Origin of the sequence: Ornithinibacillus proteolyticus (assembly GCF_039581225.1) — a bacterium.
Lineage (GTDB): Bacteria > Bacillota > Bacilli > Bacillales > Amphibacillaceae > Ornithinibacillus > Ornithinibacillus massiliensis.
This window is the reverse complement of record NZ_JBCPXV010000019.1, coordinates 36892-59014: the sequence shown is the minus strand read 5'-3', so window position 1 is coordinate 59014 and position 22123 is coordinate 36892. Positions and strand designations below refer to the sequence as shown.

Below are 22123 nucleotides of genomic sequence, written 5' to 3'. Positions count from 1 at the left end.
ATAGACCTCTACACTTATTATAAATAATGTCTTGGTCATTCACCATTATTCCCTGAGTAGTCCCGCTTTCAGGATGTTCGCAAACTTGATATTTATACGCCTATTAAAGTTACCCATTGGTTAGGAGAGTTCATTTTTCATGTTGCTCCTTTTTGGCAGACTGGTTGATTAACCAAATCTTGCTGTAATAGGTTGATTAGTTATGGAATACAAAAATTAGCCCCCTTACGCTATTTTGTAAAGGGACTTCATGTCTAGCTATGCTTCAACCACTCATACTTTTCTGCTCATTAAGTTCCATTTCTCCATTCGATTTCTCCGACCTTATTAATATCCCGATTCCAATAAGTAAAAGGATCATCCCTACCCACGAGATAAGGCTTAACGTCTCCCCTACGATAAAGACGCCTAATAATGCAGCTGTTAGCGGCTCGGCCAACGATAGGGTAACAGCGGTAGAGGAGGATACATGGGTAAGCCCTTTGGCAAATAATAAATAGGCTATTCCTGTTGCCACGATGCCCAGATGAAGACTGACTACAACACCGCGAGAACTTGCTAGCCAGGACATATCAAACACAAACAAAAATGGCGATAACAAAATCCCACTAAGGGTAAATACAATTGCCACTACAGATAGAGAAGCGTATTTCGCTACTAGCTCCCTACTTACTAGCGTATATCCTGCAAATGATAACCCCGCACCCAATGCCAAGAATAACCCCACCGGGTCCACTTGAACAGCGTCTTTATTCATAAATAGCAAAAGACAGCCGAGGATAGAGAGCAGCGTGGAGCACCACCAAATCATAGGCGGGCGTTTTCTACGATAAAGCCATTCTAAAAATCCAGATAAAATAGGGGCACTCCCAATCGCTACTACAGTCCCTATAGCCACCCCAGTTAATGTAACAGCTGAGAAAAATAAAGGTTGATACAAGGCCATACATAAAGCCGCTATTAGTGTCGGCTTAATTGGCCAGTTCCTGACATTCCATTTACCAGTTAGGAGAACTATTAGTAATAAAAATACCCCTCCTACCGCTAAACGAGTAGCCCCAATCGCAATCGGATGGGCGGAATCTGGGGCAAGCGCTTGTGATGTTCCTGTTGTCCCCCACAGAATCGCAGCCAATAATATCAAAAAAGGAGGTAACTTCCCTGTCATTTTGCTCACCTCAATTAAAAAAAGAATAGTAAACTTATCATAGAAAAATTCTTAAGAATTTTCTTTACCAAGTTTACTATCCTTTTTATCCAATTTGAAGCTTTCTATATTGTTGTGGAGCGATTCCCTCACAGCCTACAAACCATCTCGTAAATGAGGACGAATTCTCATAGCCTAATTCCTCACTAATCCTCGACATAGACCAATCGGTTGCAAGCAGGAGATGCTTTGCCTCCTTCAAGCGAAGCTCGGAAATATATGCTTTCGGACTCTTCCCAGTCTTTTTCTTAAACCAAGCTGAATAATATACCGGATGATAGTGTTCAATAGCTGCTAATGCTTCTAGCTTAATAGGCTCCTTATAATGTTTATGAATATAATCAATGGATGGTGAATGGGAGATTTGCAGCTTATTCGTTACATATCTAGTCAAATCTACTAAAGAAGATAGGTTATCCTCATTCCGTGCCTCTTCCAATAGCAAATAACGAATCGAGCTCCATTGTTTATCTAACGGTATGTACATGCTGTCCGTATCTTCCGGCAAATAGCGAATCGGGATATCTAAGATTAGAAATTCATTCCTATCGACCGATCGGTAATGATGATTACAATTTGGAGGAAGGTAAAAGCAATAATCGGATGTAAGGTTTACCGCTTGCCATTTTGTTTGTATGTCTAAGGTACCCTGTAAAGGGAAAAGAAATTGGCCAAAATCATGTTGATGTGAATGGAATTCCTTCGAATACGTTCTTCTCTCGCATATGACTTGATTGAGACGTTGCATCATGTACTCCCCCATAACCTTAGCTTATTATAATATAGTATAAATCTTATAAGGTGTACCATAAAGGGAGAATTCCGTTTTTTTAGTAGATGATGTATGGCGCTAGTGTAACCGTGCTTTTCCCTTCCTTCATGACAGAATAACTGGCTTTTCAAGTTACATACTGATAAGAGATTACATATTGCAAGTCCATTTACAGATCCAAGTATTCTTTTATACCATCACGAATAGCTTCTGCGGCCGTTTGTTGGAATTCCTCCGATATCATCTCTCGCTCTTGCTCTGGATTCGTCAAATAGCCTACTTCTAATAAGACCGCAGGCATCGTCGTATCGGTTAGGACAAAATAATTTTCCTTTCTAACCCCTCTATCGGTATAGCCTGTTGCACTTAACAAATGCTTATGAATCGTATTGGCTAATACTTCTGCATCGTCATGGTAATAATACGTTTCCGTCCCCGATACGGAAGGGTTATCATATGTATTAGCATGTATCGAAACATATAAATCCGCAGATAGGTCATTCGCAAAGTTCGGTCTCTCTCTTGTTTCCGTTGAAATGAAGACATCTTCTTCTCTAGTCATGTATACTTCCAATGCTGATTCTTGTCCCAGTAGTGCTGCTAGCTTCTTTGACAAGCTTAAGGTGAAGTCTTTTTCAAAAGAACCACTAGCACCGATTGCCCCCGGGTCATCACCACCATGCCCTGGATCCACTACGACCTTATAAACCGGGCCTGAAGAGCTATCTTCCTGTTGATTTGATACGACCACGTCTTGGTTACTCAGTCGCGCTTCCTTTTTAGCCTGGCTTAATGCCTTACTTAGCTGTACATTTTCCTTCCAAGTAACGATTAGTAGAACGACTAACAGACCAAAAACCATTAATCTAATCCATTTCTTCATGCGCTAATTCTCCTTGTTTCACATCTAGTAGCTGTATGTTTATTGCAATGATTGTTTATCCACCTTAAAGTGTATCTCACCTTTTCATCTATAGTGTAACACCTTGATGTAAAGGTGACATAAAGATAGTAAAAAGTAGCCTATACCAATATCTCAGTATAGACTACTTTACACATTATAATTCCAATTCCTGTTTTAAATAGTAGCTAATCCTTCTTCTGACGGGATGAAATAATAGATACCTTCAATTTTTTCATCCTGACCTTCTATTTCATACGTTTTGATTTCTGAAGCATCAATAGATGAATATAGCTTCTGTAATTGGAATACTTCACTAGGACTTAGGCTAGTCTTCACATTTGATCCGATAATATTTGCCAGTTCTCCGACTTTAAACAAAGTGTTCGTAGAAATGGCTTGCTTCAAGGTCGCCTTGATAAATTGGCGTTGTCTTTCTTCACGTGAGTAGATGTTATTCGTTGCCTGTTTTCTCATACGAACAAAGGCAAGAGCTTCCTCACCATTCATCTTTTGCTCACCTTTTTCAAAGTAGAAGGTCTCGCCACCTTTAATGTGACTTTTTTGTGAGAACGGTTCTTTGACATCAATCGTAACGCCACCGAGTGCATCTACTACCTCACTAAATCCTTCAAAATTAACCGCAACATATTCGTCGATTGGAATATCTAACAATTGTTCTACCTTTTCGACAGTTAGTTTATTGGCACCATAGCCAAACATAGAACCATAGGAGTATGCTGCGTTAATTTTATGGTAACCAACATAAGCAGGGTCTACTTCATCTGCCGTAAAATCCATTTTTGTATCACGTGGAACGGTTGTTAGGGATACTTGCTTGGTATTCGGATTTAATGTAGCAACAATTAGCGAGTCAGCACGACCATTTTGGCCACTTGCCCCATCATCCACTCCCATTAATAATATCGATATCGGGTCGCCACCAAAGTCAACCTCTTCCTCTCTAAGTGCCGACTTGTTATCTGGACGGTCAATCTCCTCATGAGCCTCTTTTGTAGCCGCATAAACATTTACAAAGAAATAAATACTATATGCTACGACTGCGGCGACAATTAATAATAAAAACTTCCAAGTTAATTTTCTCCGTTTTCTCTTTCTAATTTGCTTTCGGTTCTCCAATGTAATCTCCCTCACTTTCGTATTATCTTGCATGAATACGCTAGTAACATAGAACTAGTCCATACCTATCCTATTACTAGGGAAGACGATAACAGCGATTATAACAGTTGAAATGATATGCTTGTATATGCTCATCAATTACCTTCGTCTGGAAACCTTGCTCTTGCAAGTACTGTAGCAGAGTAGATAAATGATGGGCAGTTTCGCCACGATCATGCATTAATATAACAGGGGGTATCCCATCATCTTCTAATTTTTCTACCTGTGATATAACATTCTTTACGTATTCATTCTTGGATAAACTCCAATCACTGCTATCGACATTCCAATCCCACAATTTGAATCCATTCTGATCAAACACTTCCCTAAATGAATCGGTTAAATATGGGATGCTTCCATACGGTGTACGGATTAAGGAGGAATGGACACCCGAAATACTCTCTAATGTGTCCTGGGCTGTTTTCATTTCCCCTAAAGCAGCCTGTTCGGATTTATAAAATATATCTTTATTATGGGTCACTCCATGTAATCCGACAGCATGGCCGTCCTTAACCGTACGTTTTACCGCCCCTGGATATTGCTTCATCGCAGGCTCTAGCATAAAGAATGTTGCTTTCGCATTGAATTGATCAAGCGTATCTAAAATTTCATCTGAAACAGAGCTCGGGCCATCGTCAAATGTTAAGTATACGACTTTCCCCGTCTCATCTGCTATCGATTTTTCTAGTTCTTCCACCACTTCTTCGTTCTCATTCGTTTCTGCTTCCGGTGCTACTGTATCTTCCTCTTTATCTTGTTCCTTTTCATTCTCTGAATCTATGGGTAACGATTGCTCGCTATTATTCTCACTAGTTTCTGAGCTAACAGCGGTCGAACTAAATTTCGTTACAATCGCGAAAGCTACGATAATTAGTACAACACAAATAATTAGTGGTCGGTAACTTTTTAACATAAAGATGATCTTCCTTTCACTTTACCCTTTACTGTTGGTGCATAATGCTAGAGTAGTATAGTGAAATAAAGATAAAAAAAAGATAGCGTGAAGTTAACTTAAAGATTACTAGAATAAGTTTCCAAGGAACAAGTCGTCTAACCCTAACTAGAAAGGGCGGTTAGACGACTGTCTAAAACATTATGATTTATTTAAATAAAAGTAGAAACATACCCCTGTGTCGGTATTATAAACCCCATACTCGACATCATGTAATAGTAAGATGTTTTTGGAAATAGCAAGTCCTAATCCTGTCCCTTCCTTCGAGCGTTGATTCTTATCACCCTGGTAGAAGCGATCCCATACCTTTTCCAATTGATCTGGATCAATGGAGCTACCTTCATTTTCTATAGTTATTTTTACTTTACTATCCTCTTCACTCGTAGTGATCGTGATATGCCCTGATTCAGGGGTATGACGAATCGCATTAGTTACGAAATTCATTACTACCTGTTCGATCCAATGTTCATTCGCAACTACCTCAATAGGCTCTACGTTCACGTTTACATGTACATCCTTGTCACGCGCCTTAATTAGCAATTGCTGATAAACATTATGGATTAGTTCGTCAAAACGAAAGACTTCCATTTTCATTTTGTATGTCCCTGATTCAAACTTAGCCAGCTCCAGCATATCAACGATTAAGCGATCCATGCGGTTAACTTCCTGACTCATCGCTGCGAAATAATATTCCCTTTTATCCTTCGCTACACCATCTTGTAGGATGTCGATACAGCTTTTCATAATACTTAAAGGTGTTTTTAACTCGTGCGACACGCCGGCGATAAAGCTTTTACGTGTTAGTTCTAATTGCCTTTCCTTCTCGATATCCTGTTGTAATGCTCGTATATAGGAATGTAACGTATCGGAAAGGGAATTGATATTCTTAGCCAATTCACCGATTTCATCCTTAGACTTCACAGGTACTCTTTCTTTAAAATCTAAATTAGCTATCCGCTTTGCTGTATTATTAATTTTTAATAATGGGCTAGCTATTTTTTTCGAATAATAAAATGCCACTAACAAAATTAATACGAGGACGCCCAGAATAATATAAATGTAGTAATCCTTCATCATCTCTACTGCTTCATCAATTGGCTGTAGGGAAGCCATCGTAAAGAAATAGATGGTCTCGCCATTAGTATCTTGTTGCTCGTTGATTAACACGCGATAATTTATTCCATTTTCCTCATATTCTAGCTCATCAGATAAAGGGACCTGTGTACGGTTAAAAATCAAATCAATTTGAAATTGCTTAATTCGTTCCAAAAATAGTCGATTGGATAGGGTTGAAGCATATAAAAGACTATTATTGCTCGGTATGTGTATGTCATCAATACTTCCATATATTACTTGGTTTACGATTTTCTTGGAATCCTTATGTTTTTCTGCTTCTGCAGCAAGTGCATTATTTTTCCAAAAACTTACATTTTCAATTCCACCATTTAGTAGATAAAAAGGATTTTCCGGTTCATACACAACTTCTTCCGTACTTAAAATAAGTTCATATGGATAAATCTCATTATCCTTTTCTATCCCGTGAATTTCAATTAGACGATTTTCTTTTCCTTCAAAAAAGTCGAGCTGGTCATTTTCATTATACGTATCCTCTAGGTAGAAAATGGGGATGGCAACCTGTTGATCGGTATAGGTAACCATATCGTCTTCTAACACAAACCCTTGATTTAATTGCACGGAATAATCCTTCGTTCCGTTAATATAACCATGTTTGTCTAATACAGCAATCCATGCATTGTTTTCTTGATAGAATTGTTGCTCTAGCTCTTGCCGCCTGATTTCATCTTCATCTAGCTTTTGGTAATCTACGATGAATGAATCAACGGCTTGTGATAACTGGTTCATTTTATTGTTCGCATAATAATCTTCAAATAGGATCGTTTGACCTATAAAAATACTGGCCAATATTAATATACACAGTCCTGATGTGAGCAAGAATAATTTCACTACAATGCGATTTCTCATTCTAATTCCTCAAATTTATATCCTGCACGTACAATGGTTTTGATCTGATTGGCGCATTTCCCTAATTTATGTCGTAAGTTACGGATATGCGTATTAATCGTTCGATCATCCCCAGCAAAATCGTATCCCCAAATTTTAATAATTAATTGTTCTCTGGATACGACGATGTTTTTATTTTTCATTAGGTAGGTTAATATTTCAAATTCAGTATGGGTTAACGTAATGTACTCATCATCGACCTTTACAGAATGGGAACGGAGGTCTACTTCGAGATGCTTACTCTTCAGGACTTCATTATTTTCGGTTACGCTATGTCCACCTTGCGAGGTGAGTAAGCGCTTTGCCCTTGCTAGCAGAACTCGTGGACTAAATGGCTTTGTAACATAATCGTCTGCTCCTAGTTCGAATCCTAATAGGGTGTCCTCTTCATCTGACCTTGCTGTTAGCATAATGATGGGTACGGTGGACTTCTCACGTATTTTCTTACATACGGACCATCCATCCAGTTCCGGCATCATCACATCAAGAATGACTAAATCAACTGCTAAACTTTCAAATAAAGTTAATGCTTCCTTCCCATTTTTTGCCTCTAACACCTTATAACCCGCATCGACAAAATAGTCCTTATTAATCTCTCTTAGTATATCTTCATCTTCCACAATTAATATTGTTTCTTTCATAGAACCCATCCTTGTTTAACCTTAATAAACCCCAATCACTAAATTCTACTTAAACATTAAAATTATATCAATTTCATGTAAAGATTAGATAAAGAAAATAAAGTTGATTGGTAGAAACTTCACAAATAACAGCTCAACAGAGCGCTTCAAACCCTTTATTCATAGGGGTTTTCACGCTGTCTAGTTAATTAGTATTTTTTTCCTTTATTACGCTAAACGTATTTTAAAGGGGTTTGCATTTTCCCTATTTAGTCTATATCCTAATTAATGCGTACATAAGGAGTTATTTTTATTAGGTTCCATCATTATAGCATTGCTTATTCCAAGGAATTGGTCACATTTCTTTTTATACTACTTTTCACCGGGCTAGTTTATGGGAATAATGAAGTAAGGGACAATTAATTCAATTGCCATCCTACATAAAGGAGGGGACATGGATGACGCTAAATATAGAGAACGAAATCACATTGGCTATTATCCAAGCCTTAAAAGATGGAAAGAAAGAGACATTCCAAGAAATTATTGATGAATTGCAGCCGTATGATTTAGCGCAGCAATATCTTCAATTAGCTCCTAAATATCGAAATAAGTTTATTCTCTACTTGTCCATTGAACAACTTACAGACTTTATCCAGGAGTTAGAGAATGAAGATCAGTTAGATGTGCTACACAAAGTAGGAATTGAAACATCAACGAAAGTTCTGGATTTAATGGAAAATGATGATTTGGCGGATCTACTAGCAAATGTAGAGCCGGAAAAAATGGAAGAACTGTTATCAGAAATGAAGCAGGAAGAATACCAAATCGTCCAAAACTTAATGAATTATCCTCCTGAGACTGCTGGTAGGATTATGAATAACCGCTATGTATGGATACCAAGGAACTATACTGTTCGTGAGGCAGTCGATAAGCTAAAGCATTTTGCAGAGCTGGCTGAATACCTTAACTATCTCTATGTCATTGATGAGGATAAGCATCTTATCGGAGTTGTATCGTATAAAGATTTATTGCTGGCTGATTTGCAAGATAAGATTGAGGACATTATGTATAGTAGAGTCGTGAAGGTCGATGCACTAACAGACCAGGAGGAAGTTGCTAAGTTAATTTCACGATACGACTTTGTCTCCATTCCAGTTGTAGAAGAGGAGAATAAATTAGTAGGGGTTATTACGGTCGATGATATTATTGATGTCGTCATTCAAGAAGCGAACGAAGATATTGAAAAATTATCTGCCTCTGGTAAAGCGATTGACTTCAATACGAAGCCTCTCATCGCTGCTTCTCGGCGATTACCTTGGTTAATTTTACTACTCTTTATAGGGCTTATTTCAGGTAGTATCATTGATGGCTTTTCTGCAACGCTAGAAAAGTCAGTTGCACTCGCATTCTTTATGCCAATGATTGCAGGGATGACCGGTAATACAGGAACCCAATCACTTGCAGTAGTCGTAAGAGGGCTTGCATCAAAAGACTTGAATTTTAGACAAGTTATCAAGCTAATCGCCCGTGAGTTGTGGGTAGGTATCATGATTGGGATTATCTGTGCCATCATGATTACGATTATTGCCTATTTGTGGCAAGGTAGTCTAACACTAGGCTTGGTCGTGGGAAGCTCGTTATTAATCACGTTAATTATTGGAACTTTAGCAGGAACGATTATCCCATTAATTCTATATAAATTTAAGGTCGACCCAGCCGTCGCATCAGGACCGCTGATTACAACGATCAATGATATTTTATCCTTACTGATTTACTTTGGGATTGCGACGATGTTTATTACGCAGCTAATGTGACCAGAAGAATATAGGTTTTTAAAGCAACCCTAATCCATTTACTAAAGTCTAGTGAGTGGATTAGGGTTTTTAGATTGGTGGAGTCGGTGTCTTATTTTATCATTGTTGTTGTTCTACATTTTGGAGAGTCCGTAGCTGAAGAAGCTAAATAGCAAACTAATGGTGGTTAAACCCGCTACCGGAATAGCAAAAACTTTATTGCCTTTAAATTCATAAATAGCTGTAATGGCACCTGCCCCGCATAAAACTAGCCACACAGGCATGAATATGGCATCTGCAATATTCGTTGGTAGTAGAGCATAACCACTAGTTAAGAAAAATACCCAATGAAGCAGCAATAGCGCTACTATGACATAAGAAATCTTTCGAGGCGGTATTCTGTTCTCGTTCTTTCTCGCAGCGATAATTATCGGAATAGTAATGGTTGAAATGAAAATGATGCTTATAACCACTAAAAATAGAAGAGAAATCCCCATGACGTCCACTCCCTTTCCTTTTAAACAAAACAAGTACCTATTCTCCTATCTCATTCTGACCTTCATTGCCTAATCAGGTCGATACTCCAGAATATCCCCCGGCTGACAATCCAATACCTTGCAAATCGATTCTAAGGTTGATAATCGAATCGCCTTGGCCTTACCATTTTTTAAAATAGATATGTTAGCCATTGTAATTCCCACTTTTTCGGATAACTCTGTTACACTCATTTTTCTTTTTGCTAGCATCACATCAAGATTGATTATAATTGCCACTGTTTTCACCTCAGACCGTTAAATCATTTTCTGCTTTTATATCTAACGCATTTCTCAACAGTTTCTGAAGAACCATCGCGAAGACTGCAATAACAAGAGAACTAAACATAATGGTAAATCCGATAATTGCAATTCCTGGGTGTAAAGCATGTTGGGTTAAGAAATAGATCATCCCTATTACATATATGATGCTGATCATAATGGCACAGTATTGTATATATTTTAAGGACGTGACAGACATTTCCGAAAAGGCATGGTTATGATCAATATAAGTTAAAAGCTTCAATGCCTGATAAATCGCAAATATAAATGGTATCACGGTTATGTACAAGCCAAATAGTACAGGAAACTTCAGATAAGCAAACTCAGGATACATTTCTGCCGTATCGTTTGCCAACCTTGGCAAATAAAATATAGCCAAAGCAAGTACTAGAATCCCCATAAGATAAACAGCTATCCTTAGAAAAATCGTTTTCCCTCGTTCCATAAAAGCACCTCACTTATCTATTATCAATGTTACTTTACCATCTTGTTTATCGTTTTACAATAAAATTTTATTAATAATTGATGTTTTTTTGTTGATTTTACGATTCCCACGATGAGATTAGAGGAATTTGGAAGTAATAGTCGAATATCTTAATAAGATCAAAAAACAAAGGGGATAGGTTATATGTTGGAAAAAGGGCAACTTGTGGTTTGGGAGCCTCTTACGAATAATCCTTTTAGTAGATTTGATAATCCAATGAACTTAGTAAACATGCATTACGAAGGAGATTTTATACTCGTATTTGAGGAATTCAATGGTTCAAAAGAGTATACCTTCACTTACGGGAAAAATAAATCTAATCTTAATTCAGTCATTACGTTTCGCATACTTGATGAAATAGCCAGAGCAGATATTGAAAAGCTTATTTCAAGAGTAGGGAAAGAGAGAGTAACACAGGGATTAAGTAAACTAACTTACGAGCCAACTTTTTATAAAGTAAAGAATTCGTCTTATTTATCCTGGTATGATGGGATTAATCCTATTTTATTTGATATCCATCCCTCTGTTGAACATCATTTGTATATAACATCGGAGTTTATGATTGATGTACTGAGTGAACAAGAGCCATTTATCACGATTTCTACTAACAAATAATGAGGGATATTTTCATGTTAATTAAAAGAAAAACACCAGCTGTTTGGATATGGTTCTTCGTTTTTTTCTTCATCATCGTTGGGGGTTCTGTATTCTATGTATTATTTTTCACACCAAAGAACTCACTTGAAATGTATCAAAAGTTACATTTTGCGGATAGCTTTGAGGATGTACAAAGCCTTATATTAAATGGCTATGAGAATAACTTTACAGAAGAGGACTTCACCTATATTCAAGCCAATACAGCAAATAGAGTAGGACAGTTCACACTTATGGAGTTCGGTGAAACGTCCTATGTGATTATGACATCTCCTGGGACGGAACGGTTAAAAATTCTTGCGGTAGAGGCGTTACCGGAGGATGTTAGGGAGTTCTTTTTGGGGTTAGGATTTGAGGGGTTTTAGATTTATATTTTTGGATTTTTCTTATTTTTGTATTATTCTATATATAGTTTAAAAATCCTTTTTAAACTATATATTTAAGGATGAGATCTCTTGAAAAAGAAAATTTTTATTAGTGCTTTAATAGCAATTGTACTTATTGCAGGAGGCATTTTTTTTATATGCTAAACACGTATACGATCAGCAGCTAGATCACATTACTCAAAAAACAAAAGAGTACTTAAAAAAAGAAAAACAAGTCGAACCAAGTGATATTAAAGAAATACAAGGAGCTGGTTCTAAGGGTGGAGATTATGGGATTTCAGTTAAAGTTATTTTCAGAAATGAACCTAATAAAATATATTTTTACCGTTCAATTGATGGAGAAATAACGGAAGATCCGGTTGCAGAAGAATATGATAAACCAGCAACATTAAATTAATATTCACTCCGTGTGGTATAAAATATATCTTATCAAGGTCAGTATCCAAACCATACAGAAGGTTAATAACATGAACGGTGCCCTTTTTATGAGGTTTCACAAAATACAAGAAGCTAACTAGAAATTGCAGTTTCTCCAAGTAAAATAAAAAAGATGATTTGCAAACTTTTAAGGAAGGTTTCTTGTTGAACTAACTAGGCAGTTATGTTTAACGGAGGAGATAAAATGAGTAAAAAGAAATATTATTTTATAATGATTCCTATATTTATAGTCGGGCTATTTTTATTATTCTACCTACCTGAGAACCTAAAACCATTTGTACTTTTGATACCAATTGTTTTGGGGATAACTTATTATGTTTCGGTAAAAGAGAATTAATTTGTTGGATTACGATCAACCACACAATTTACCAACAGGAGAGGAATATAAAGGAGGGGAATCATTTGCAAAAGTGTGAGAAGTGTCATACGAAATTCAAATGGATGGAAATATATAAATTTGTATGGAAGTCGTCGTTTAACAAAAATAATACGATGAATTGTAGAAAATGTGGTACAGAGCATATGACAAGCACGGAATCCAAAATCATCAGCATAGGGTTTTTATTTTTTATTGCATTTTTTGGTGGTTATTTGGTACTTACATATTTTGATACTTCCAGTACTTTATCTACTTTCATCTCTTTTATAGTTTCTCTAGTAATCAGTGCTATTGCCTTTACGATAACTCCATTCTTATATAGGTTTCATTCCAAATATCATTCCAATTATAAGCTATTAAAATAACGGGAACGGATTTTCAACAAATGGGGGGCTTTTCTTTTAGAAGAGAAGCGCCTTATTTGTTAACGTTCATTCGTTAATAAACACTAACTTTCCAGATGCACTAGTTATTAGTGGCATCACTTAAGGGTAATATAAGGATAATCTCCCTCGTAATCCAGCTAAGACTTCTTTCGGTATTTCTCTTATTTTTATATCTTCACCTAGAAAAAGCAGCCAATTTATCATGTCCATTAATTCCTCTTCGTCACTAACTTGAATATAAGTCTTTAGAACGGCTGTCGTTTGGAAGGGGTTCGTATAGGATAGAGAAGCTTTTATAGGATGATACTTTTTAAACTGGGCTATCGCTTTTGGACCTAATTCAAGTATAAGATTCTCTACTTCTTGTTGCTTAGATAGTTTCTCTATACTCTTTTTACTTAATCTTTTCTTCGCTGAGTAAGGTTCAATATTGACAAGATGATCGACAGGAACCATGAGCTTCTTTCGTTCCTTTATATCGAAGCACTCCATCATCCAGCGACTTTTTTCACGGTAAAGATGCATAAGGTAAATTGGATAGGTATTGCTACCTTCCACTTCGTTGATAGTAATCACGAAATAGCGATCCATCAGAAGGACTTGGATAAGCTTTTCTAACATGGGATGGGGGAGGTCTGACAGGTCTAGTAGGTCAGGATTATTAGGGTTAGTACCTTCAAAAAGCAAGATTTGATTTAATAGAACAAGGTCATCCTGCTGGTCTTCCGATAGTAGGCCAAGTAACTTTTCAGCTAAGGACAGGCGACTCTTTAAATACGGAAGCTGTAGATTCCTTGTGGCCATAAACGCGATGAAAAGCGCTTTCACCTCATTATCGGTAAAGCGAACATCCGGAAGTACCGAATTTTGCATAACAAAATAGCCACCATCTCTGCCAACTTCAGCAATAAGAGGCATTCCCATGGCTTCAATTTCTCTAATATCTCTAACCGCTGTCGAACGAGAAATATTAAATTCCTCCATGATTTCGGAAATAGTAAAGTGGACACGGTTGTTAATATACCGCATAATCGTATTAATCCGTTCAACTTTTTTCATAAGATACCTCCATAAACAGTATCACTTTTTGACATGATTTAAAGTTATTATAAACCCATCAAGTGAAAATAAAAATCATTTGATCAATTTATTAAGAGAGGAAGATTTGATTATGGCAAATTATACGTTAGAGGAAAAGGAAGGCTTCACAGTTCTAGGGTTTGGTACGGAGCTAAAGAATGATTACACAGACTATGCTGGGATAACAAAGGAGAAGTCTGACTTCTGGCAGGAGGTCAAAGAGAATGGCATACTGGATACATTAAAATCCGTCGCGACTAACGACTACATTTTCGCCGTAAACGAGGCGGTGAATAATAAGATGATGCATTATGCTGGTGTTATGACGGATGAAACCCTACCTGAAGCAACTAGAGTGATTGAGTTTCCAAAGGGAGAATATGTCGTTGTTAAAGCAGAGGCGAAAACTGCTGATGAGTTAAGTCAAACACTTACTGGCCTTGCCTTTGGTCAGGTTCTACCTGAATTAAAGGATGTCGCTTATGTTGGTGGGCCAAATGCTACTGTAGAGATGGGACAGCAAAACGGTTTTGTGTTTGGTGAAATGTGGATTCCTGTCGTTAGGAAATAAGTGAAAATAGAATATCAGGGTTAACATATGGGTGCTTTCCTTTTAGGAAGATAAGTGCCCTATTTTTTCACTAACAGATTGACTGAAGGAAACTTAGCTAGTAATAAAGGATGATTTTTGTTATGAAGGGCCTTAGCAATAAAATAAGACTGGATGGGGACTTATAATCCTGCAATAATATACTATATCCAATGCAATTTTTCGATGTATATTTAGGTGAAAACACTGAAAGGGGTTTTCATCATGGATATGACATCTTTTATTCTATACTGCTTTATTGTGACTATTACTCCAGGGCCAACGAATATCGTCATTTTATCTACCGTACATAATTATGGGCCCAAAAAAGCTATGAATTATACATTTGGATCGATCATTGCTTTCGGTTTATTACTAGCTATATCTGCAATGTTGAATACGGTGCTGATAACCGTTGTACCTAAAATTATAATAGGTATGCAGATTATCGGTACGATTTATATGTTATATCTCTCTTACCAAATCTATAAAATGGATACATCACAATCCACTAACAACAAAACTGGCACGTTTACTACGGGCTTCTTTATGCAGTTTTTAAATCCGAAAGTAATCGTATTTACCATGACCGTTATTCCTAGCTTTGTTTTATCCTACAAAACCGATACACCTACTGTTACGTTAAGTGTGATCGCTATAACTATCATTGGCTTTATCGCATTACTTTCATGGGTTCTTTTTGGTACCATTCTCAAAAGGTTTTTACATAAGTATACAAGAGTTGTTAATGTAATTATGGCACTAGGTTTAGTTTATGCGACCATTATGATATGGGTATAGGTAATGTTTAACGAGGTGAATAAAATGGATAAATTTATCTATAAAAAAGCTGCCGGTATTACCGCGTTATCAGCAAGTATCACTGATTTCAAGTATAAAAAGCATTGCCATATGGAGTATGCAATTGGTGTAACCCTACGTGGTATTCAACATTATAACTTAGATGGCAATTTAACATTATCCTATCCTAATGGCGTAATGCTTTTTAATCCAGAACAGGCACATGACGGAATGGCACATGATGAGACAGGTCTTGATTATGTCATCCTATATATTGATCCACAATTACTTTTAGAAGCTTCGGGGAAAAAAGATAGGATAAGTTTCGAGACCCCGGTAGTGTATGATTATACACTGGAACAACGAGTATTAAGTCTAGCAAATGCGATATTAAAGGAACAAGAGGAGGCGTTATGTAGTGAACTATTCATATCTCTCACCGATACACTTACTCAAACCAATCTCTCAACGGCTATTACGAAGGATAATGCTCTAATTAATAAAGCGAAGGATATGCTTCGTTCGGATTTAGGAAATGTTCTTAAACTGGAAGAGATTAGTACCGAGCTTCATCTATCCAAATTTCAGTTTATTCGATTGTTCAAGTCTCATACTGGTATCACGCCGTATCAATACTTTCTCAACTGTAAAATTGAACGGGCAAAGCAATTGATCGATAAACATAAAGATATTTACCAAGCCGTTACGGAATGTGATTTTGTTGATTTAACTCATTTAAACAAGCATTTTAAAAAAGTATACGGATTAACAGCATATGAATATATGTTACATTTGAATTGAGGCTAGTGTGTAAAGAGGGGTGATATGTTGCAAGGTGAAAATACAGAATAATTTTTAAATTTGGATGTGCGGTCTAATAATGGATTGTAATAAGTTGGGGGATGGTTTAAGTTTCTCTTATTCTGGGGAATGTTTAAAATAAAAAAGAAGTAAAATCACGTTTAAAAAGTTCATAAATTTGTTCATATCATTACTTCTATAGGAATTATGATGTTTATCATTCCTGCTAGTATTAATCATAAGCCCCAATTGTTTTAACACTAATGGGAATCAACCTTTTGAATACTTCATTAGTAGCCTCCAATTAAAAAAGATACCATTACTTTTTTGCTAGTAGCATTATCAATAGACTTTGGAATAACATTAACTTAATAAAGAAAGCCAAGGAATTAATTTACTATTGAGTTTGAACAGAAAACTTAAGAAATCAAGGGAGATTATTGATGAACAATTTAGATCGTAATATAGCGATAGAAAATAGAACTTATTCACCCACATTTCCAAACCAAATCGATTTTTGGACAAACAATATTTGATTGGATGGAAAATGAGAAGTATATGGTTCAGCGAACTACGATGAAACAATCTGAGTTCCCAAGTAGCACGATTGTGTATAACTACGATTCTAATACTGGAAATTACGTACAGCATTACTTTGATTCACGAGGGGTAACTCGTCTATATCACATGAGTTTAGAGAACGATATTTGGAAGTTGTGGCGGGATACAGCTGATTTTTCTCCATTTGATTTTTACCAGCGTTTTGTTGGGAGAATCAATGAGACTGGCGATTCAATAAAAAGCACATGGGAAAAATCAGATGACGGTTTAAACTGGAATCACGATTTTAGACTTGTATATAGAAAAGATTAAAGAACTTCTGGTAGATATGTATTGGTCAAACAGGCGCAAGATAGTAAGACAGAAGGAAATGTTTATTTCTCTTTATGTAGCATTTTGGCCTATGGTGTTTAAGAAAAGCAGCTTTTTGTTTACGTCCTCACTAAACAAAAACTCCCAACCACTAAAAAACGGTTGGTTCCATCACAGTCAAGGTACTTTCTGTTGAATTTATATTTACATTGGCACCGATTGGAATGGCAGCTTTATATAAGCCATGCCCTGAACTAAGGTTGGTAATAAGTGGTTTTCCTAAGGGAACTAGTAGAGCATTAATTAAATCTTCATACGTTGTACGATACGATACCGGACAATTAGTACACTCTCCCATAATAATACCAAGACAATCTCGAAATTTACCTGCCATTAATAGTTGTGTTAAATACCTAAAGACCATTGTAGTTGGAGAATGAGTTTCTTCTAAAAATAGTATTTTTCCTTGTGTGTTAATTTCATATGGTGTACCGAGTGCATTTACTAACGAAGTCATATTTCCACCTACTATAGGTCCAGTTACATTTCCTGGTACTAAGCTCCTTAGGGCATAATTGGGGGGATTTTGAATTATCCTAGGGGAAGTTAACGTAGACGTTGCTTCAAAAAATTGATTGAAGTTATACGCAGGTGTTTCTGGTCTAAAGTCAATAAGCATTAAACTATGGAACGTGATTAAATTACTAAATTGATACAAACTATTTAATAATACTGTTATGTCACTATAACCTGATATAACTTTAGGATTCTGTCTTATAACATCAAAATCCAAATAAGGAAGGATGGTCTGAACTCCAGTCCCTCCGCGGGTGGCAAGTATCATGTTGACACTCGGATCCCTGAACATATTCATTAAATCATCTGCTCTTTCTTGAGCTGATGCCGATACAATGCCATCATAAGAATAAACATGCCTACCAAAAACGATATTAAAGCCCATATTTCTCAAGACTTGTACTCTAGTATTAATAATATTCGCATCAAGAGGGCTGCCAAGTGTAACTAATCCAATTGTATCTCCTCTTTGTAACAAAGGGGGTCTGATTGCCATATTTCCCACTCCCTCTCTCCAGCATTAAAATTTATCGACACTAAAAGATATTATAAGATGATTTGAAATATGTCATATTCACGATAACTACTGATTAAATGGTTCAACTATTTAATATTTGCTGTATTACTCTATAAGACTTTCAATTACATCAGTGTATGCTTCTGTCCATTTAGAAAATGAAAGTTCATCATCCCAAGTAACCATTTTAGTTGCTTTTGCACTCCCCCAATCTAACACTCTTTGATGAAGCATATGCACCTTTAAACGCTTTTTTATAGCATTTCTTTCTTCCAATTGACTACAGTACATATTCATTAAGTGCTTTGCAATTTCTCTTTCGTTGTTATCTATATAATACGTAACCATCTTTATTACATCAGAAATCGGATCAGCAAAATAAGAATTTGTAAAGTCAAATACACCACTTATTTCCCAGCCATTCTCTCCTAGATGTACCAAAAAGTTCCCAGGCTTAAAATCTCCCATTACAAATGTGGGAGAAGAAAAGTTATTAAATTCCTTTTCGGATTCATCTAATAAAGACTTAACCCAATCGATATCACTATCATTTATTACTGAGTACTTCTTTGCATCTTCTACCCAAAACATTATTCTCCTAAAAAGCCATTGAGTATAAGAATTATTAAAAGGAGTTATCTCTAAGGTTTCCGTGTTAAGCTCACCAAAATCATTCACTTTCCATTTATGAAAAGATGACAAGGTTCTAGCAATCGATTCAGCTATCTTTATCTTATCTTCAAATTTAAGAACTGTCTTCAGATGATTTGAATTTATATGGTCGCCCTTAAGTAGTGGCATAATAGAATAGTTCCAGCCAAAGATATCCTCAGAATTGTCAATTATATATGGTGTAGGGACTGGTACACTGGTTCTTTCTTCAAGGTTTTCTATAAAGAACCGTTCCTCAATCAACTGCCCTTTATAAAGTGGGTTTCCCTTCAAAACAAAATTCCCTTCCGTTGATGTGACGAACATGGTTTGACCCATTGCACCATTGTCAGTTTTTTTAGATGAAATAAGTTTACCCAAATTAAATTTAGTAAGCATTAATTCTAACTGTTCATCCTTTATGTATCCTAATTTATTTGATGCAAAAATTATTTCAGCAGTCATAAAATACTCCCCCAGGTTATTCTTTACGATTATTTACATTAATGATACCGTTTCCAATTTAATCTTCTTCTTGTTAAAATGGCCTGCTAAGTTAGTTTAGGCATATTTTATCACAATCCTTGCATTATTAGAGAATACAAGAGGGTAACTATTTAACTCCAGTAGTTTTTCATAATATCGTGAGACCATTTAGGCTGGATTATCGACTCTTTAGGTAGAAACTCTTTCATAACGGGCTTTATATCCAAAATCGGTGTTTCGTTAATGCAATCCAGCCCAGATACAAATAATTCTCTTCCTTCTCTTTTAATTACCCTTACAGTTGTAAGACCTAACTGATTAGGTCTATTTTTCCCACGCTGAGCAAAGATGCCAACTTTCGGAAGATTTATGTCATTTCTAGGGTGCCTTGCGCCTTTAATAATTTTATTTTTATCAACCATATGAAAGTGAAAAATAATCTCTAAGTGAGAAAATGATTCAATTTCGTATAATGCTTCTTCTGGAAGAGTTTGATCTAATATAATCTTACTAATTACGCCACCCCAATAATCATCTTCCATTTCGTATCTTTCATTGTAAGCAAGCCCAATTGGATTTAACGTTATCATATTCAATTTCCCCCTTTATAAAAACTCTTTTTCTGTATTAATGTTAGTTTAATATACATTTACGGATAATTAAAATACAAATATTCAATCAAAAGGTATAATAAAAAGTTATATTGGAAGAAGATTAGGGCATTGGGTAAGAGCCATAATTGCTGCTCATGCCTTTTCTCCAAGTAGTCTACATGGTGACGAAACAAATAAATGACAGCTTAGACCTTTTAACTCTAGTTATTTGGCTAATTTTTCATTATAATGAATATTATAAAACTAATCTCATTACGATTATTATGGAACTAAAGCTATATTAATGCTCAATCAATCTTATGTTAATAGATACATTCATTTAATGAGAAGTTAGTTGGTGTAGCGTTACTATATAAAGAAGCAATTCACTCTTTATCAGAGTCATCTCATTCTTGCAATCCACCTTCTTTGTTTTCTCTTCTCAGGGCAAGTTACACTTCAATTCAAACTGGAGGAAAAAATGAATCATTACCAATCTACAGATCCTGATCACTCATTATTTGATACCCTGATTTCCCCCTTTTATGAGGACATTAAAAAGTACTGTATTAGTTTGGCCACTTCCTCCTGGGAGGCAGAGGATCTCCTGCAGGATACGTTAATGAAAAGTTACATAGCATTGAAAAAAAATCCTAAGAGACCTCTATCCAAGCGATTCTTCTATCAAATTGCCAAACATACACTGATCGATCAGAGGCGTAAGAAAATTCTTCCTACAGAATCCTTATCCGAACACCATGTTGACCTCGCTGACTTAGAAGATAAATCACATCCAATAAACGTTAGGGAAACCTTGGAAATTCTAGCTGAATATTTATCAATCAAGCAATTTGTAATCATTCTATTAGTCGATGTATTTCAATTTACCGCTAAAGAAACCGCTGGGATGATAAAAGACTCGGAATCCAATGTACACACAACCCTACACCGTTCCAGGAAAAAACTAAATCGCTATGCACATTTATCACCAGATGAAACTTCCAAATTCTATAAACTCAACCAGTCGAGTAAACAAAGCATGACTAGTAATCTATTCGAAAGCTTTATGAAAGGGTTTCAATCAAAGAGCGTAAATCTAATATACGAGGCCTACCTAGCATCCTTGGAACAAGGAATTCAGATAGAAAAAATAAACAGAGACAAAACATCGATCTGTTTTCGTTTTACAGATCCGGATGGAAATGTTTTTATGGTCTGTCAGCTTTCGGGTTAATTTTTTCTATCTATGATGTAAGGTTTTTAATGACCTATCCGTTTATTAAATGAAATCAAATAAAGGAGGAATTCACGTGATAAGGATTGGAGCAGTATTTGTACCCGTTTTAAATGTTGAAAAGGCTATTCACTGGTATAAAGAGAAGCTTGGCCTTCACCATGTAGGCACTTGGCCTGAAAATCAAGGGGCGGATTTTTACTTTTCGGAGCAGAGGCAATATTTAACCTTAGTGAGAGTTCTGGAAAAGCAACCAACCACGTTTCCTGATAGCACTAATTATCAGAACGCCTATTATAACTTTACAACTACGGACATTTATTCCTACCACCAAGCGCTACAGCAAAAAGGAGTAACCGTTACGGATGTAGAGGAGCATGGACCAATTATTGGTTTTGACTTTTTCGATTTAGAAGGCAATAAATTTGGCGTAGTGGTAGAAAACAAAGACTTTAAGAAGGAGTGAAGCATTTTGAAACAGGAGGCAAGCTCACCAACTGTTGTCGGGATAAACTGCATTTATGTTCCTGCGTCTAATATTAAACGATCCGCAGATTGGTATGTTAACAACCTTCATTTAACCTTGTTAAATGAAGTAGATGAGTCATCCAAACAAGCGCAACTCCAAATCAACCGAGAGCAGCAATTATTTTTAATCAAAACAAAAGAGAAGCTGAATTTAAATTATCAGGAAGTCGATGGCAATAGACAGTGTTTCCTCACATTGGAAGTTACGAATATCGAGGAGCTCCACAAACAATTGACAGAACGCGGAGTGGTGGTGGAAGAACTACAGGATCAAGGGGATTGTGGGATTAATTTTTATTTAGAAGATCCCGATGGTAATCTTATTGATATTTGGGGAGGGTGGCCGAAGCTTAGTCTGGAGAGGGACCTTGTCTTGGAAAAGAACAGATAAAGGGGAGATTTTGAA

The 22123-nt window shown here is 36.3% G+C and carries 26 protein-coding genes; 12 read left to right on the top strand and 14 right to left on the bottom strand.

The window, feature by feature from the left end; all coding sequences use genetic code 11:
• Positions 1–265: 265 nt before the first annotated feature.
• The 7 genes from AAIB49_RS10605 to AAIB49_RS10575 all read right to left on the bottom strand — a co-directional run bounded on the left by AAIB49_RS10605 (position 266) and on the right by AAIB49_RS10575 (position 7674).
• Positions 266–1168 (bottom strand): EamA family transporter, encoded by a 903-nt coding sequence (locus AAIB49_RS10605; RefSeq protein WP_343458058.1) that lies wholly within the window; start codon positions 1166–1168, stop codon positions 266–268.
• An 85-nt stretch (positions 1169–1253) separates the two neighbouring features.
• A complete protein-coding gene (locus AAIB49_RS10600; RefSeq protein ID WP_343458057.1) occupies positions 1254–1958 on the bottom strand; it encodes an AraC family transcriptional regulator in 705 nt (234 codons plus the stop codon).
• A gap of 190 nt (positions 1959–2148) precedes the next feature.
• A complete protein-coding gene (locus tag AAIB49_RS10595; RefSeq protein ID WP_343458056.1) occupies positions 2149–2862 on the bottom strand; it encodes an N-acetylmuramoyl-L-alanine amidase family protein in 714 nt (237 codons plus the stop codon).
• 195 nt (positions 2863–3057) lie between these two features.
• Complete coding sequence (locus tag AAIB49_RS10590; protein ID WP_343458055.1) at positions 3058–4020, bottom strand: LCP family protein; 963 nt, start codon at positions 4018–4020, stop codon at positions 3058–3060.
• A 76-nt stretch (positions 4021–4096) separates the two neighbouring features.
• Positions 4097–4972: a polysaccharide deacetylase family protein gene (locus tag AAIB49_RS10585; protein ID WP_339212471.1), complete on the bottom strand. Its 876-nt coding sequence runs from the start codon at positions 4970–4972 to the stop codon at positions 4097–4099.
• Between the two features lie 180 nt (positions 4973–5152).
• The gene (locus AAIB49_RS10580; protein ID WP_339212470.1) at positions 5153–6994 is read right to left on the bottom strand and encodes a sensor histidine kinase; all 1842 of its coding nucleotides are present in this window, start codon (positions 6992–6994) and stop codon (positions 5153–5155) included.
• Positions 6991–7674, bottom strand: coding sequence for a response regulator transcription factor (locus AAIB49_RS10575; RefSeq protein WP_339212468.1), 684 nt, complete (start codon positions 7672–7674; stop codon positions 6991–6993). Before AAIB49_RS10575 ends, AAIB49_RS10580 begins: the two co-directional genes overlap by 4 nt.
• Before the next feature lie 437 nt (positions 7675–8111).
• Here AAIB49_RS10575 and mgtE point away from each other — a divergent pair, with 437 nt between their 5' ends.
• On the top strand, positions 8112–9467 hold the full coding sequence (gene mgtE / locus AAIB49_RS10570; protein WP_339212467.1) for a magnesium transporter: 1356 nt from the start codon (positions 8112–8114) through the stop codon (positions 9465–9467).
• 113 nt (positions 9468–9580) lie between these two features.
• Here the strand turns inward: mgtE and AAIB49_RS10565 are convergent, their stop codons facing one another.
• Genes AAIB49_RS10565 through AAIB49_RS10555 form a run of 3 tightly spaced genes read right to left on the bottom strand, consistent with a single transcriptional unit; the run spans position 9581 to position 10706 of the window.
• Positions 9581–9976, bottom strand: coding sequence for a hypothetical protein (locus AAIB49_RS10565; protein ID WP_339212466.1), 396 nt, complete (start codon positions 9974–9976; stop codon positions 9581–9583).
• A gap of 36 nt (positions 9977–10012) precedes the next feature.
• On the bottom strand, positions 10013–10219 hold the full coding sequence (locus tag AAIB49_RS10560; RefSeq protein WP_186867990.1) for a helix-turn-helix domain-containing protein: 207 nt from the start codon (positions 10217–10219) through the stop codon (positions 10013–10015).
• A 10-nt stretch (positions 10220–10229) separates the two neighbouring features.
• The gene (locus AAIB49_RS10555) at positions 10230–10706 is read right to left on the bottom strand and encodes a DUF2975 domain-containing protein (RefSeq protein ID WP_339212463.1); all 477 of its coding nucleotides are present in this window, start codon (positions 10704–10706) and stop codon (positions 10230–10232) included.
• A gap of 183 nt (positions 10707–10889) precedes the next feature.
• Here AAIB49_RS10555 and AAIB49_RS10550 point away from each other — a divergent pair, with 183 nt between their 5' ends.
• From AAIB49_RS10550 to AAIB49_RS20000, 4 genes are all read left to right on the top strand, one after another.
• Entirely contained in the window at positions 10890–11360 is a 471-nt protein-coding gene (locus tag AAIB49_RS10550; RefSeq protein ID WP_339212462.1) for a hypothetical protein, read from the top strand.
• A gap of 14 nt (positions 11361–11374) precedes the next feature.
• Entirely contained in the window at positions 11375–11764 is a 390-nt protein-coding gene (locus AAIB49_RS10545; RefSeq protein ID WP_339212460.1) for a hypothetical protein, read from the top strand.
• Positions 11765–11900: 136 nt separating this feature from the next.
• Positions 11901–12182 carry a hypothetical protein gene (locus AAIB49_RS10540; protein WP_339212458.1) on the top strand — a complete coding sequence of 94 codons (282 nt, stop codon included), beginning with the start codon at positions 11901–11903 and terminating at the stop codon, positions 12180–12182.
• A 443-nt stretch (positions 12183–12625) separates the two neighbouring features.
• Entirely contained in the window at positions 12626–12967 is a 342-nt protein-coding gene (locus AAIB49_RS20000) for a TIGR04104 family putative zinc finger protein (RefSeq protein WP_339212456.1), read from the top strand.
• Between the two features lie 120 nt (positions 12968–13087).
• Here AAIB49_RS20000 and AAIB49_RS10535 read toward each other — a convergent pair whose 3' ends face one another.
• Positions 13088–14047, bottom strand: a complete 960-nt coding sequence (locus AAIB49_RS10535) for a helix-turn-helix transcriptional regulator (protein ID WP_343458054.1) — start codon at positions 14045–14047, stop codon at positions 13088–13090.
• A gap of 112 nt (positions 14048–14159) precedes the next feature.
• Here AAIB49_RS10535 and AAIB49_RS10530 point away from each other — a divergent pair, with 112 nt between their 5' ends.
• From AAIB49_RS10530 to AAIB49_RS10515, 4 genes are all read left to right on the top strand, one after another.
• Positions 14160–14639: a GyrI-like domain-containing protein gene (locus tag AAIB49_RS10530; protein WP_339212451.1), complete on the top strand. Its 480-nt coding sequence runs from the start codon at positions 14160–14162 to the stop codon at positions 14637–14639.
• Positions 14640–14882: 243 nt separating this feature from the next.
• Positions 14883–15458 (top strand): LysE family translocator, encoded by a 576-nt coding sequence (locus AAIB49_RS10525; protein WP_339212448.1) that lies wholly within the window; start codon positions 14883–14885, stop codon positions 15456–15458.
• A gap of 24 nt (positions 15459–15482) precedes the next feature.
• On the top strand, positions 15483–16259 hold the full coding sequence (locus AAIB49_RS10520; protein WP_339212445.1) for a helix-turn-helix domain-containing protein: 777 nt from the start codon (positions 15483–15485) through the stop codon (positions 16257–16259).
• A 558-nt stretch (positions 16260–16817) separates the two neighbouring features.
• A complete protein-coding gene (locus tag AAIB49_RS10515; protein ID WP_343458053.1) occupies positions 16818–17132 on the top strand; it encodes a hypothetical protein in 315 nt (104 codons plus the stop codon).
• 151 nt (positions 17133–17283) lie between these two features.
• Here the strand turns inward: AAIB49_RS10515 and AAIB49_RS10510 are convergent, their stop codons facing one another.
• The 3 genes from AAIB49_RS10510 to AAIB49_RS10500 all read right to left on the bottom strand — a co-directional run bounded on the left by AAIB49_RS10510 (position 17284) and on the right by AAIB49_RS10500 (position 19952).
• Positions 17284–18204 (bottom strand): S66 peptidase family protein, encoded by a 921-nt coding sequence (locus AAIB49_RS10510; RefSeq protein WP_339212440.1) that lies wholly within the window; start codon positions 18202–18204, stop codon positions 17284–17286.
• Positions 18205–18330: 126 nt separating this feature from the next.
• Positions 18331–19341 (bottom strand): phosphotransferase family protein, encoded by a 1011-nt coding sequence (locus AAIB49_RS10505; RefSeq protein ID WP_186867978.1) that lies wholly within the window; start codon positions 19339–19341, stop codon positions 18331–18333.
• Between the two features lie 152 nt (positions 19342–19493).
• Positions 19494–19952 carry an SAM-dependent methyltransferase gene (locus tag AAIB49_RS10500; RefSeq protein ID WP_186867977.1) on the bottom strand — a complete coding sequence of 153 codons (459 nt, stop codon included), beginning with the start codon at positions 19950–19952 and terminating at the stop codon, positions 19494–19496.
• A 484-nt stretch (positions 19953–20436) separates the two neighbouring features.
• On the opposite strand from AAIB49_RS10500, the gene AAIB49_RS10495 reads away from it, so the two are divergent.
• The 3 genes from AAIB49_RS10495 to AAIB49_RS10485 all read left to right on the top strand — a co-directional run bounded on the left by AAIB49_RS10495 (position 20437) and on the right by AAIB49_RS10485 (position 22108).
• Positions 20437–21189 (top strand): RNA polymerase sigma factor, encoded by a 753-nt coding sequence (locus tag AAIB49_RS10495; protein ID WP_186867976.1) that lies wholly within the window; start codon positions 20437–20439, stop codon positions 21187–21189.
• Positions 21190–21265: 76 nt separating this feature from the next.
• Positions 21266–21655 (top strand): VOC family protein, encoded by a 390-nt coding sequence (locus AAIB49_RS10490; RefSeq protein WP_339212434.1) that lies wholly within the window; start codon positions 21266–21268, stop codon positions 21653–21655.
• Positions 21656–21661: 6 nt separating this feature from the next.
• A complete protein-coding gene (locus tag AAIB49_RS10485) occupies positions 21662–22108 on the top strand; it encodes a VOC family protein (RefSeq protein ID WP_339212432.1) in 447 nt (148 codons plus the stop codon).
• The last annotated feature ends 15 nt before the right edge of the window (positions 22109–22123 follow it).